This window comes from Allobosea sp. BK604 (assembly GCF_004341515.1).
In the GTDB taxonomy this organism is placed as follows: domain Bacteria; phylum Pseudomonadota; class Alphaproteobacteria; order Rhizobiales; family Beijerinckiaceae; genus Allobosea.
Genome location: NZ_SLZF01000001.1, coordinates 1,078,190 through 1,090,844, shown reverse-complemented (window position 1 = coordinate 1,090,844; position 12,655 = coordinate 1,078,190). Strand labels below are relative to the sequence as shown.

The window sequence follows — 12,655 nt, the reverse complement described above, 5'->3', positions numbered from 1 at the left end:
CTGGGGGTATGCGCGCTCGCCATGACCTAGCGGCGATAGAAGGCTTTCGGGTTGTCGACGAAGATCTTGCGGCGCAGGCTCTCGTCCTGCGTCCAGGAATCGAGCAGGTCGACGAGCTTGCCGGCATCGGGCGGTGCGTCGTCGAGGCTGAGATAGGGCCAGTCGGAGCCGAAGACGATCCGATCCGGCACCGCGCGCAGCAAGGCCTCGTAGAAGGGGCGCACGTCCGGGTAGTCGGGCGCCGTCTTGGAGACGCGGATCGGCGTCGATTTCACCCAGAAATCGCCGGTCGACAGCCAGCCGAGGAAACGTTGGAAGGCCGCGCCGTCGACGCCTTGCGTCGCGTCGACGAAGCCGAGATGGTCGAACATCAGCGGCAGCCCATAGCCGGCGAGCGTGGCGCTGTTGTCCATCACCAGATCGCAGCGGCCCCAGATCTGCAGGTGCCAGCCCATCTCCTTGAGCCGCGGCGCGATCCTGGGGAGGTCGTCGAAATAGAGCGTGCCGGGCGAGCGGCCGGCATGTCTGCCGCTCTCGGTGACGCGCACGCCGCGAAAGCCCTGTTCATGGAGCTTGCGAAAGTCGGCGTCGCCCGCGTCCGGAGAGGGGACCGCGATACCGGTCAGACGGTCCGGCCGGCGCGCCAGCGCGTCGGCGACATTGGCCATCTCGAAGCCCTTGGCCGAGGCGTGGACGATCACGCCATTCTCGAAGCCGACCGTATCGAGCATCGCGAGATAGTCTTCGGCCGGCGCGTGCGGCGGCTCGTAGCGCCGCTCGGCGATGACCGGAAAGCGGTCGAACGGGCCGAAGACATGGGCGTGGCAATCCCAGGCGCCGGGCGGGAGCGGGATCTGCGGACGCGAGACGGGGCGCTTGCGGCCCGGCTGGGGTTGAGGGCGTTCGCTCATGATTCTGACATTTCCTTACCGTCGGGCCTCGGCTTGGAGGCCGGCGCGGCCTGGCCATAGCTGCCGCGCCGCGGGGCGCGACGTCAAAAGAGCTTTTGTCATGCGCCCATGAGTTTGGCGAAGACCGGTCCCGGTTCAGCCCGCGGGCCAATCAGCCAACAGGCCAATTCTGGCTGCCCGCGATGAACAGCGTCGCCAGGTCCGGCTCCTCGGCGATGAGCCCCTGCTCGACGAGATAGCCGGCCAGGGTCGCGGCGTTACGCAGATTGGCCTCGCTCAGCCCATAAGGCAGCGGATCGGGACCGAGCAGGTCCAGCGTTTCGTCCCAGATCGATTCCATCCAGGGCAGGAAGGTGGTGCCGAGGCGGCGCGCCAGGGCCTTGCCCTTGGCTTCGCGATAGGCGTCGTAGATCTGGCGCGGTGCGTCCGGTGCTCGCTCCGCGAGTTCGCGTGAGAGCACGACCATATGGAGCAGCGGGAAGAGGCCGGTCTGCTCGAAGTAAGCCCGTTCGGTCGCGCGCGGGTCGGCGAGCAGCGGGCGCAGGCGGCGCTCCGCCTCCGGTAGCTTGCCGTCTCGCACACGCATCGAGAAGAAGGCGTCAATGGCGCCGTCGAGCAGCATCTCCTCCAGATCGCCGGAGGCAGGGACGATGTCGGCCGCAGCCGGGGGCGGGAACCGCCGGTTGGGCCCGACGATCCATTGGATCGAACGCCAGTCGACGCCATGGGCCTCCTTGAGATGCCCGCGGAACCAGACCGAGGTGGTCGAGGTGTAGTCGCGCAGGGCGATGCGCTTGCCGGCAAGGTCGGCGAAGCCGTTCAGAGCCGAGTCGCGCCGCACCCAGAGGCAGGCGTGGAAAAAGGAGCGGGCCGGAAACACCGGCATGCCGACCAGCCGCTCGTCACCACGATCTTTGAGCATCAGGAAGGCGGCGAGGCTGAATTCGGCTGCGTCGAACGGCGTCCCGGCCAGGATACCGTGGATCATCGGGCCAAGTTCGGTCGGCTCGTAGGCGAGATCGCGTCCGCCTGGCCAGCCGATTGTGTGTTCGTAGTCCCGCCCCCGGACGATCATGATGCCATCGCCTTTTTCTGAGGGGTGGATTGCTGTTCGGGCTCCGCGATCACGCCCGCGGAGATCAGCCGGTCGAGCTTGGTTTCGTCATAGCCGAGCAGGCGCGCGAGAACCTCGCGCGTATGGGTCCCGAGCAGGCTCGCCGGAGTACCGGGGTCGAACTTCCGGTTCGCCTCGGCGAAGACGGTGCCCTTGACCAGATCACCGTCGCGGCCCGCTGCCAGTGCCCCGCTCCAGCCGCGGCCGCGCTCGGCCAGCACGCCGTTGCCGTCGAGCACGCGCGCCGCGGCCGCGCCCGCTGCGGTCACTTCCGCGATGATCTCGTCGGCGTCACGTGCCGCAAACCACGTTGCGGCATCGTTCGGGTTGCCGTCGACGGTCAGGCCGAGCGTGGCGAGTTGCGCGGCGCCGATCGTGACGGCAATCCAATGCCCGTCGCGGCTGCGGAAGCACTCCTGCAGGCCGGGTCCCTGCCGGTTGCCCTCGCGCCGCGCCGCCTCGGGGGCGAGGAACTGCTCACCGCAAAGGAAACTGGTGAGCTCGCGCTGGGAGAGGTCGAGATGGACGCCTTTTGCCGTTCCGGACTTTGTGGCGTGCCAGGCCGTTGCGATCATCGCCGCGGCGAAAATGGCGACGACCTGGTCGGGATAGTTGAGCTCGATGCCGGAGACGACGGGCGAGCCACCCTCATAGCCGGTAATGGCGGCAAGGCCCGCCATGGCCTCCAAGGTCGAGCCGAAGGACACGAAATTCGCGTCCGGACCGTCATCGCCCTGGCTCGAGATCGAGGCGAGGATGATCCTGGGATTGACGGCCTTCAGCGCCGTGAAGTCGAGACCGAGCCGGTGCAGCACGCCGCGGCTGAAATTCTCGACGACGATGTCGCTGCGCGCGGCGAGGTCGAGGAAGATCGCGCGACCCTCCGCCGTCTTCAGGTCGATGCCGACATTCTGCTTGCCGCGATTGGTCATGCGGAAGAAGGGCGGCAGGTCGGGATGCTCGCCAGGCAAGGTTTCGCCGGTCCAGCGCCGGAACGGATCCTTGTAGGACGGGCTTTCGATCTTGAGCACCTCGGCGCCGAGATCGGCGAGGATCGCCGAGGTCGCGGCGCCGGCAGTGATGATGCCGAGGTCGAGCACCCGGCAGCCAGTGAGGGCGGCCATCAGGCAAACTCCATTGCGCTCGATCCGGCGACGGGCCGGTAATCCGCGCCAGGTGTGAAGCTCGCGCCGTTCCAGCGAACCGGTACGCGCGCCCTGGCCGGGCCGCCTTCGGGGCCAAGATGGAAGAACTCACGGGCGAGCATGTGCGGATCGCCCAGAAGCTCTTCCGGCGTCCAGACCGGGCCGAGCGGCAGCTTGTGCTCCAAGGCGCCGAGACGGATATCGGCACGGCTGCGCCCGGCGAAGGCCTTGGTCAGTATCTGGTTGAGCTCGCTGCGGTGGCGGCTGCGCCCGGCCGGCGTCTGGAAGCGCTCTTCCGACAGGGTTGCCGCTGCGGCGAACCGCATCAGCGCCGGCCATTCCGGCACGCGGTAGACCAGTGCGAAATAGCCGTCGGCGCAAGGCAGGATGGTCCATTCGGAATTCGGGCCGTTGCGGCTCGGCGAGACGCCGCTGCGATCCGCGATCGCCAGCGTCTTCCAGTTCAGCCAGACCGCGACATCGAGCAGGCCGACCGTCATCGGCGGCGGTGCTTCTCCTCCGGCGCGCCGAAGCAGGCCGGAGGTCATCGCGAGATAGGCGGCGAGGCCTGCCGCGTAGGCGTTCTGGTGCCCGCCGATTCGCAGCGGCTGGCGTGCGGCGTCGCCGACGAGGTCGAGCAGGCCGGAGCGGGCGCCAATGGTGAATTCGCTGCCAGCGACGGGCGTATCCTGCGCCATCTCGATGATGACCTCAACGAGGCCGCCATCGAGCTGGGGCAGGGCGGCGGCCGTCAGCGGATCGCAGATCAGGACATCGGCTTTCGCCGCAAGATCACGGATCATCAGCGGTTTCGCGTCGGCCCGCACGCTGAAGCGCCGCTTGCCGGGATGGAGAAACAGCGCCTCCTCCTGCGGGCAATCGCCGTCTTCGAGTCGGATGACGTTGGCGCCGAGATCGGCTGCGATCCGGCCGCACAGGCCGATCGCCAGCCGCAGAGCATCAGGAACCGATCCGGCGACGGCCTCGATGATGTGGAGCCCGGCCAGCGGGGCCGTTGTGCCGCTCACGGTGCAGCGCCTTCCGTGCGAAGGCGGGATGGAATCTGGCGAGATCTCGGCATGCAGCGCCCTTGATCGGCGCATTTCCCGATAGCGCCGGATGGTCCCCATTGGCGCTGCGGGGCATATCCCGGTCAAACGAGCTTTCGGCGGCGTTCCTGTGATCTGACCTCAAGCGAGGTCGCCTGGCGGCGAACTCAGCGTGCGCGGGGATGAGCGGCCTCGGCGACGATCCAGTCCCTAAATTCCTTGATCTGCGGCATGATCGCCGCCGCCTGCGAGTAGAGCAGGTAGAAGGCGGTGCCGGTGACATGGACCAGCGGATGCGCCACGACGAGCTCGCCCGAGGCGAGTTCCTTCTTGACCAGCCCCTTCATGGCCAGCGCGACGCCCATGCCCTGGATAGCGGCCTGATAGGCCAGGCTCGAACTCTGGAAGACGATGCCGGCCTGCGGATCGACATCGACATTCGCGGCGGTGACCCATTCCTGCCAGTCGTTCGGCCGCGCCGAGGAGATCAGCCGTGTCACCTGCCCCCAACGGGCCGGATCGTCGCCCAGACCGTTCTCGGCGATCAGTGACGGGCTGCACACCGGCACGAGGTCGACATCGACGAGCGGGTGGCTGAGGATCGCCGGGGCGAGGCTGGCGCAGATCTCCTCGTTGCGGATCTGGATCGACACATCCGTCGGCAGCGCGCCGAGCTCGACCGCGCCGGGCAGGCCGGTCGACATCCTGACCTCGCGCGTCGGGTGGCGCTGGTGGAAATTGACCAGGCGCGGCACGAGCCAGCACAGGGTGAAGGTGATCGCGCAATGGACGTGCAGGTAATTGAGCTTGCGCGAGTCGACGAGGCGCCGCGTCGAGCGCTCCATCTCGGAAAAGGCATCGGTCAGCGAGTCGATATAGATCTTGCTCTCGGGCGTCAGCCGCACCTCGCGGTGATGGCGCTCGAACAGCGAGAAGCCGAGCAATTCCTCGAGCCCGCGAATCTGCCGGCTGACCGCGCCGGCGGTGACGCAGAGCTCGTCCGCTGCACGACTAAAACTCATATGACGTCCAGCCGCCTCCAGCGCGCGCAGCGCGTTCAGCGGCGGCAATCGCATCCTCATGCGTTCTTCCCTTGATTAAAGCTCAACCGAGCCCTTTTTCTGTTCGATTGACAGAATTGTCGGGGGGCGTCAACTCGCGGGCAGGAAACGCCAGCCCGGAAGGCATGCATGCAGCTCTATGGTTCGACGCGGTCGCCCTTCGTCCGAAAGGTGCTGATCGCAGCGCATGAGACAGGCCTGAACGGGCAAATCGAATTGCTGCCGAAGGTGGTCTCCTTCACCAAGGCCGATGACGAGGTCTGCAGCCACAACCCGCTCGGGCAGATCCCGACCCTCCTCCTTGACGACGGTACGGCGCTCTGGGATTCCGGCGTGATCTGCGATTATCTCGGCGAGATCTCCGGGACCGGCTGGATCGTACCGGAGGATCGGGCAGCGCGGCGCGAGGCGCTGGTGCGTCAGGCCACCGCCGACGGGCTGATGAACACCTATATGCGCTGGTATGGCGAGCGGCGGCGATCGGACGATCCGCTCAGCGCCACCTATGTCGCCAATTGCCGGGAGAAGTTCCGCCGCGTGCTCGGCCATTGGGAGGCGCAGGCTGCCGGCTGGTCGACAGAGCAGATCGACCTCGGTTTCATCGCCATAGCCTGCGCGCTGGCCTATGCCGATTTCCGCTTCGGCGCCGAAAACTGGCGGGACGGACACGCGGCACTGGCCGCCTGGCACGAGGCGGTGGAGAGCCGCCCGGCCTTCCAGGCCGCGGCGTTTCGGGACGGCTGAGCATGATCGACTATATCGACATAGGCGGCATCAGCCTGCGCTATGCGCTGAGCGGCGGCAACGCCGGCCCAACCCTCGTCCTGCTGCACGAGATGGGCGGCACGCTCGAGACCTGGGACCATGTCGCCCCCGCCTTCACCGAGCAGCGGATGCTGCGCTACGACATGCGGGGCTGCGGCCTGTCGGAAAAGATCACGGCGCTCTCGTTCGATGATCTCGTCGCGGATCTCGAAGGCTTGCTCGATGCGCTCGCGATCGAGGGGCCACTGGTGCTGGCCGGCGTCGCCGTCGGCGCCGCCGTGGCGGTGCGCTATGCCGTGCGCCATCCGGAGCGCGTCGACGGGCTGCTTCTGATGGCGCTCGCGACCGGTATCCCCGCAGCCCGGCGCGAAGCGACGCAAGCGCTGGCACGGCAGATCCGCGAAGGAGGCTTGCGCGAGCGGGTCGTCTCGCGCCTGCCTGCGACCTTTCCGGAGGAGTTCGGTGGTGATGATAGGCGCAGGCGCTCCGCGCGCGGACGGGCGCTGGCCAATGATCCGGTGAGTTACGGCGCCTATTACGATATGCTGCTGAACCTCGACCTGGCCGGCGATCTCGCCCGCATCGCCTGCCCGACCCTGGTTCTGGCGGGGAAGCGCGACGGGACGCGCCCGCCTGAGCAACTGGCCAGGGATTCTGCCCTGATCCCGGGCGCGCGCTTCGAGGCTGTCGTCTCCGGCCATGTCATGCCGATGCTCACGCCGGAGCTCGTCGTCGACCGCCTACGCTTGATCCTCAATCAATAGGCGCGCTGCTATTCGCAGGTGCGACAAGGCTTTTGGATGAGCTTTCATCAAGCAGCCGGGACGGAAAGGTCGTTTGACGCTCCGGTCCTGCTTTCCGATGGTCCTGCCTAGCGAAGCGCGCCGTTGCGAGCGCGCCGTCTGCAGGGATTGAAACGTGGCGCTCAAATTCAGCATCGACAATCATGTCGCGACGATCACGCTCGATCGCCCGGAGGCGCTGAACGCGCTCGATCCGGAGACGCAGCAGGAACTCTGGGACGCCTTCCACGCGGTCAAGACCGATGCGCAGGCCAGGGTGGTGATCGTCACCGGCGCCGGCGAGAAAGCCTTCTGCGTCGGCGCCGATCTGAAGAAGACGATGCCGCCGAGCGAGAGCCATGCCCAGCTGACCTTCGGCGGCGGCGCGCAGGCGCCGCGCTGGATCGACGCGATCGAGATGGACAAGCCGATCATCTGTGCCGTCAACGGCATGGCGATGGGCGGCGGCATGGAGCTGGCTCTGGCGTGCGACATCCGCATCTGCGTCGACACGGCGGTGTTCGCCTTGCCGGAAGTGAAGGTCGGCTCGATTCCCGGCGCCGGTGGGACGCAGCGCCTGCCGCGGACGATCGGTATGAGCGATGCGATGCTGATCCTGCTCGCGGCCGAGCGGATCGATGCGGCCGAGGCGCTGCGCATCGGCCTAGTCAGCCGGGTCGTGCCGGCCGGCGAACTGATGGTGACGGCGCATGCGATCGCAGCCAAGATCGCCGCCAACGCGCCGCTCGCCGTCAACGCGGTGAAGGGGCTGGTGCGCCGCGGGATCAACCTGCCGCTGGCCGACGCGATCAACGAGGAGCGCATGACCTGGGGTCTGCTGCGCGACACCAAGGACCGGATCGAAGGGCGCGTGGCCTTCAAGGAAAAGCGCGCGCCGGTCTACAAGGGACACTGAATCGAAGGGGCGCGTCAGACGCCCGCAAGAGAGCGGCTCCACCCGCCGACATCGATGCGAGCGGTCGGTCCGGCTGCCGCAGGGAGGAACGAATGAAAAGCCTTTGGACCCGCCTATGCGGCTTGCTGTGCGCAGCATTCCTTGCTGTCGCGTTTCTCGCAGCCGCCCCCGCCCATGCTGTCGAGCAGGCGCTGATCGACGCGGCGAAGAAGGAGGGCAAGGTCGTCTGGTACGTCTCCCTCGTCGAGAACCAGCTCGCCCGCCCGCTCGCCGCCGCCTTCGAGAAGAAATATCCGGGCATCCAGGTGCAGATCGTCCCGGGCACTGCGACCGATCTGGTGATCAAGCTGCTCGGCGAGACCAAGGCCGGTCAGATTCGCGGCGATGTGCACCATGGCGGCTCCTCCGTCTGGCCGTTGGCCAAGGCCGGCGCGATCGAGAAATACATGCCGGAGGCGGCCAAGGCCTATCCGCCGGAGCTCAAGGACCCGAACGGGCTCTGGGTCGCCGACGCGCTCTACTACCTCGTCGCGGCGGTCAATACCGAGCTCGTTCCCGCGGGCTCCGAGCCCAAGACCTATCAGGACCTGCTCGACCCGAAATGGAAGGGCAAGATCGCGTGGACCACGCAAATGACTCAAGGCGGCGCCGCCGGTTTCATCGGCACGGTGCTGCAGGCGATGGGGCAGGAGAAGGGCATGGCCTTCCTCAAGCAGCTCGCCGCCCAGAAGCTGGTCAACGTGCCGTCGAACCAGCGTGTCGTGCTCGATCAGGTCATCGCCGGCGAATACCCGCTCGCGCTCGCGACCTTCAACTACCATTCCGATATCAGCGCCGCGAAGGGCGCCCCGGTGAAATGGCTGAAGCTGGAGCCGGTGACGGGCACGCTCGACACCGCCTTCCTGCTCAAGGGGCCTAACCCCAATGCCGGCAAGCTCTTCCTCGAATTCATCCTCTCCGAGGACGGTCAGAAGGTGGTCGCCAATGCCGGCTATCTTCCAGCCCATCCGGCGGTCCAGGCCAAGGTCGCGGCGCAGAAGCCCGAGGGCGGAAACTACAAGGCGCTGCTGCTCAGCCCGGAGCTGGTCGAGAGCGACCTGCAGAAATGGATCAGCGTCTATAACGAGCTGTTCAAATGACCGCGCTTCCGCTTGGCGATCAGGCCATCGCCTATCGCCGCCCGCTCGGTGAGCGACTGGCGGCGAGCCTGCCGGCCATCATCGTCAGCATCGTCATCGGCCTGATCGTGCTGCCGCCCGTGGCAGTGCTGATCCGCACCAGCCTGCTCAGCGACGACGGTGCGCAATGGACGCTGGCGCATTACGCCACGCTGTTCAGCGATCCCAGGCTCTATGTCAGCGCCTGGAATTCGGTGACCTTCTCCGCGCTCGCCATGCTGCTCTCGCTCCTGAACGGCGGCATCGTCGCCTGGCTGGTCGAGCGCACCAATGTCCCGTTCAAGCCGCTGGCCTATCTCTCCGCGATCATCTCGCTTGGCACGCCCTACATCATCTATGTCAGCGCCTGGCTCTACATCCTTGGCCGCGCCGGGCCGCTCAATGCGAGCTATCGTGCGCTGACGGGCGAGACCGGTCTGCTGTTCAACGTCTACTCGATCCCCGGCATGGTGCTGATCGAGGGTGTGCTCTGGTCACCGCTCGTCTTCCTGCTCCTGTCGGCGACGTTCCGCCGCTCCAATGCCGATATGGAGGAGGCGGCGCGCATGTCGGGCGCCTCGGTCTTCGCGACCGTGACGCGGATTTCGCTGCGCCTCGCCATGCCGGCGATCGCCGGGCTCGGCATCTTCGTCTTCATCCGCAATCTGGAAGCCTTCGACGTGCCGGTGCTGATCGGCACCCCCTCGAAGATCAGCCTCCTGACCACGGATATCTATCAGTCGATGACGCAGGTGCCACCGCAGCTCGGCCATGCCAGCGCCTTCTCGATGTTGATGATGGTCATCGTCGCGGTTCTCTTGCATTTCTACGGCCGCATCTCGAAAAAGGCCGAGCGTTACGCCTCGATCACCGGCAAAGGCTTCCGGCCGCGCCCGTTCGATCTCGGCAAGGGTCGCTGGCTCGGTGCGGCGCTGATCGTGCTCAACGCGCTTCTGGTGCTGGTCCTGCCGCTGCTGGCCATCCTCTACAATTCGCTGACGCCCTTCGTGCGCGCGATGAACCTGGCCGGGCTGTCCAACCTGACCCTGGATCACTACCGCGCCGTCTTCGCGCAGGCGCATTATGTGGAACTGGCGCTCAACACCGTCATCGTTGCAGCGAGCGCGGCGACGGTCGCCGTTGCGCTCACGGCCATCGCTGCCTGGATGAGCGTGCGCCGCTGGCCCTATAGCGGCCTGATCGACCAGCTGACCAGCGTGCCGCTCGTCTTCCCCGGCATCGTGCTCGGCGTCGCCATGATCGAGATGGCATTGAACGCGCCGATCCCGGTCTACGGTACGCTCTGGGTCATCGGCATGGCCTTCGTCATCCGCTATCTGCCCTATGGCATGCGCTATTCCCATGCCGGCATCATCCAGGTCCATCGCGAGCTCGAGGACGCGGCCGGCATCTCGGGGGCGACGCGGCCGACCATCCTGCGCCGTGTCCTGCTGCCATTGATCTCGCCCTCGCTGATCGCGGGCTGGCTCTTCATCTTCCTGATCGGCGCGAAGGAACTGTCCATCGCGGTGCTGCTCGCAGGCTACAACGCCAAGACGATCTCGGTCGCGATGTTCGATCAGTGGACCAACGGCGCCGGCGGCGAGGTTTCGGCGATGGGAGTGATCTGGACCTGCGTGATGACGATCTTCTCGTCGGCGCTTTACTGGGTGACGCGTCAGCGCACCGACATGGCCTCGGCCAAGTAGACGATACGAGCGAGGACCAATGAACACTCCTGGACCAACGCTGAAGGTTGAAGGCCTGTCCAAGATTTATGCAGGCTCGACCGGCGGCGTCAAAACAGTCGATTTCACCTTGAAGAGCGGCACGTTCTTCACGCTGCTCGGCCCCTCCGGCTGCGGCAAGACCACGACGCTGCGCTGCATTGCCGGGCTGGAAACGCCAAATCTCGGCGCGATCAGGCTGGGCGATACCAGCTTTTTCGATGCGCAGGCCGGCGCCAATATCCCATTGAACCGGCGCAATATCGGCATGGTGTTCCAGTCCTATGCGATCTGGCCGCATCTGACCGTGTTCGAGAACGTCGCCTTTCCGCTCCGCGTCGGAAAGGAGCGCTACAGCAGGGCGCAGATCAAGGAGATGGTGGAGCGTGCCGTCGCCTCGGTCGACCTGACCGGGTTCGAGAGCCGCTCGGCGACGCAATTGTCCGGCGGCCAGCAGCAGCGCGTCGCACTGGCCCGCGCTATCGTCAAGAAGCCGAGCCTGCTGCTGCTCGACGAGCCGCTCTCCAATCTCGACGCGCTGCTGCGCGACGAGATGCGGGCCGAGCTGAAGAGCCTGCAGGCCCGCCTCGGCGTCACCACCATCTACGTCACGCATGACCAGTCCGAGGCGCTGGAGATGTCGGATCTCGTCGCGGTGATGAATGGCGGGGTCATCGTCCAGATGGGGACGCCGCAGGAGATCTATTTCCGCCCGGCCACCGGCTTCGTCGCGACCTTCATGGGCTCGGCGAACGTGCTGGCCGGAACCGTCGACACGCAGGCGCCTGACGGCTCGCTCGGCACGGTGACGCTTGCCGGCGGCCGGCGCCTGACCTGCCGCTTCACCCGCTCGGCGGCGGCCGGCGATGCGGTCGCCGTGTCGATCAGGCCGGAGGATATCAGGCTGCTGCCGGCGGCTTCGGGCTCTGGCGGCGCCAATCAGCTCTCCGGTACCGTCGCGAGCGCCAGCTTCCTCGGTCACCTCGCCCGCTACACCATCGATGTCGGCTCCGGCTTGACCCTTCATGCCAGCATCGCCTCGCAGACCATGCTGCAGCCGGGCGCGCAGGTCGCGGTCGAGATCCCCTTCGACAGCACGCTTGCTCTGGCGGCCGACGATGCGCCGCCGCAAGGCCGGCGGCGCAATAGCCAGGCGGCGGCCTGAGCGATGGTACGGCCCGACCGCAGAGATGCTTTCCGTGCCATCCTGGCAGGCGAAGGCTGCATCCGACCCGCCATCGTCTCCGATCCGCTGACCGCGAGGATGGCGGAGGAGCTCGGCTTCGAGCTCGGCATGATCCCCGGATCGGATATCGCGCTCGCCGTACTCGGCGCGCCCGATATTGCCCTGGTGACGCTGAGCGAGTTCGTCGAACAGGTGCAACGGCTGACCCGCGTGACCGAGATGCCGCTGATCGCGGATGGCGACCATGGCTATGGCAACGCTCTCAATGTCCGCCGCTTCGTCGCCGAACTCGATCAGATCGGCCTTTGCGGCGTCACGATCGAGGATACGGACCTGCCGGCGCCGTTCGGCACGAGCAGGGGCCGGTTGATCCCGCAGGCAGAGACGGTCGGCAAGCTGCGCGCCGCCCTGGCCGGCCGGCGCGATCCGCGCTTTGCCGTGATCGGGCGGACCAATCTCGCGCTTGCGGTGGGTGGGCTGGAGGAAGGGCTGATGCGGGCCAAGGCCTATGCGGCGGCCGGGGTCGATGCGCTGTTCGTCCAGGGTATAAAGACCAAAGATGCGCTCGATGCCTTGGCCGACGCGGTCGATCTGCCTTTCGTCATGCCCAAGCCGGCTACGGAGATCGCCGACCCGGCTTACCTGGCGTCGCGGCGCGTCCGGGTCTGCTTCCCGGCGGCGCCGAAGGCGATCACCGCCGCGCTCGATGCGGCGCAGGTGACGCTCGTCGCCCAGCGCGCCGGCGCGGCGCCTCTGGCCGCGACGCATGCCGAGCTCCTGCGGCGCCTGACGCGCGCCGACTCCTTCGATGCGGCCCGCCGCGATTTCCTGAGTGACTGAAG

General features: G+C 66.8%; 12 protein-coding genes. 7 read left to right on the top strand and 5 right to left on the bottom strand.

Annotated elements, in window-relative coordinates:
* Positions 1-26: 26 nt before the first annotated feature.
* The 5 genes from EV560_RS05305 to EV560_RS05285 all read right to left on the bottom strand — a co-directional run bounded on the left by EV560_RS05305 (position 27) and on the right by EV560_RS05285 (position 5,301).
* Entirely contained in the window at positions 27-911 is an 885-nt protein-coding gene (locus EV560_RS05305) for an amidohydrolase family protein (protein ID WP_131854641.1), read from the bottom strand.
* Between the two features lie 151 nt (positions 912-1,062).
* On the bottom strand, positions 1,063-1,986 hold the full coding sequence (locus tag EV560_RS05300; RefSeq protein WP_131854640.1) for a PhnD/SsuA/transferrin family substrate-binding protein: 924 nt from the start codon (positions 1,984-1,986) through the stop codon (positions 1,063-1,065).
* A complete protein-coding gene (locus EV560_RS05295; protein WP_131854639.1) occupies positions 1,983-3,149 on the bottom strand; it encodes a CaiB/BaiF CoA transferase family protein in 1,167 nt (388 codons plus the stop codon). Before EV560_RS05295 ends, EV560_RS05300 begins: the two co-directional genes overlap by 4 nt.
* Positions 3,149-4,198 carry a CoA transferase gene (locus EV560_RS05290; protein ID WP_165923326.1) on the bottom strand — a complete coding sequence of 350 codons (1,050 nt, stop codon included), beginning with the start codon at positions 4,196-4,198 and terminating at the stop codon, positions 3,149-3,151. The genes EV560_RS05295 and EV560_RS05290 overlap by 1 nt, the downstream gene beginning before the upstream one ends.
* 188 nt (positions 4,199-4,386) lie before the next feature.
* On the bottom strand, positions 4,387-5,301 hold the full coding sequence (locus tag EV560_RS05285) for a LysR substrate-binding domain-containing protein (RefSeq protein ID WP_131854637.1): 915 nt from the start codon (positions 5,299-5,301) through the stop codon (positions 4,387-4,389).
* Positions 5,302-5,409: 108 nt separating this feature from the next.
* Between EV560_RS05285 and EV560_RS05280 the strand changes: the two genes are divergently transcribed.
* From EV560_RS05280 to EV560_RS05250, 7 genes are all read left to right on the top strand, one after another.
* On the top strand, positions 5,410-6,024 hold the full coding sequence (locus EV560_RS05280; protein WP_131854636.1) for a glutathione S-transferase family protein: 615 nt from the start codon (positions 5,410-5,412) through the stop codon (positions 6,022-6,024).
* A 2-nt stretch (positions 6,025-6,026) separates the two neighbouring features.
* The gene (locus EV560_RS05275) at positions 6,027-6,809 is read left to right on the top strand and encodes an alpha/beta fold hydrolase (RefSeq protein ID WP_131854635.1); all 783 of its coding nucleotides are present in this window, start codon (positions 6,027-6,029) and stop codon (positions 6,807-6,809) included.
* 154 nt (positions 6,810-6,963) lie between these two features.
* Positions 6,964-7,743, top strand: a complete 780-nt coding sequence (locus EV560_RS05270) for an enoyl-CoA hydratase/isomerase family protein (protein WP_131854634.1) — start codon at positions 6,964-6,966, stop codon at positions 7,741-7,743.
* A 92-nt stretch (positions 7,744-7,835) separates the two neighbouring features.
* Entirely contained in the window at positions 7,836-8,882 is a 1,047-nt protein-coding gene (locus EV560_RS05265; protein WP_131854633.1) for an ABC transporter substrate-binding protein, read from the top strand.
* The gene (locus tag EV560_RS05260; RefSeq protein WP_131854632.1) at positions 8,879-10,609 is read left to right on the top strand and encodes an ABC transporter permease; all 1,731 of its coding nucleotides are present in this window, start codon (positions 8,879-8,881) and stop codon (positions 10,607-10,609) included. The genes EV560_RS05265 and EV560_RS05260 overlap by 4 nt, the downstream gene beginning before the upstream one ends.
* Before the next feature lie 19 nt (positions 10,610-10,628).
* Positions 10,629-11,792, top strand: coding sequence for an ABC transporter ATP-binding protein (locus EV560_RS05255; RefSeq protein ID WP_131854631.1), 1,164 nt, complete (start codon positions 10,629-10,631; stop codon positions 11,790-11,792).
* Positions 11,793-11,795: 3 nt separating this feature from the next.
* Positions 11,796-12,653: an isocitrate lyase/PEP mutase family protein gene (locus tag EV560_RS05250; RefSeq protein WP_131854630.1), complete on the top strand. Its 858-nt coding sequence runs from the start codon at positions 11,796-11,798 to the stop codon at positions 12,651-12,653.
* Positions 12,654-12,655 lie beyond the last annotated feature (2 nt).

Coding starts and splice junctions, on each gene's coding strand:
- EV560_RS05305 (WP_131854641.1), bottom strand. CDS start 911: ATGAGCGAACGCCCTCAACCCCAGCCGGGCCGCAAGCGCCCCGTCTCG.
- EV560_RS05300 (WP_131854640.1), bottom strand. CDS start 1,986: ATGATCGTCCGGGGGCGGGACTACGAACACACAATCGGCTGGCCAGGC.
- EV560_RS05295 (WP_131854639.1), bottom strand. CDS start 3,149: ATGGCCGCCCTCACTGGCTGCCGGGTGCTCGACCTCGGCATCATCACT.
- EV560_RS05285 (WP_131854637.1), bottom strand. CDS start 5,301: ATGAGGATGCGATTGCCGCCGCTGAACGCGCTGCGCGCGCTGGAGGCG.
- EV560_RS05280 (WP_131854636.1), top strand. CDS start 5,410: ATGCAGCTCTATGGTTCGACGCGGTCGCCCTTCGTCCGAAAGGTGCTG.
- EV560_RS05275 (WP_131854635.1), top strand. CDS start 6,027: ATGATCGACTATATCGACATAGGCGGCATCAGCCTGCGCTATGCGCTG.
- EV560_RS05265 (WP_131854633.1), top strand. CDS start 7,836: ATGAAAAGCCTTTGGACCCGCCTATGCGGCTTGCTGTGCGCAGCATTC.
- EV560_RS05260 (WP_131854632.1), top strand. CDS start 8,879: ATGACCGCGCTTCCGCTTGGCGATCAGGCCATCGCCTATCGCCGCCCG.
- EV560_RS05255 (WP_131854631.1), top strand. CDS start 10,629: ATGAACACTCCTGGACCAACGCTGAAGGTTGAAGGCCTGTCCAAGATT.
- EV560_RS05250 (WP_131854630.1), top strand. CDS start 11,796: ATGGTACGGCCCGACCGCAGAGATGCTTTCCGTGCCATCCTGGCAGGC.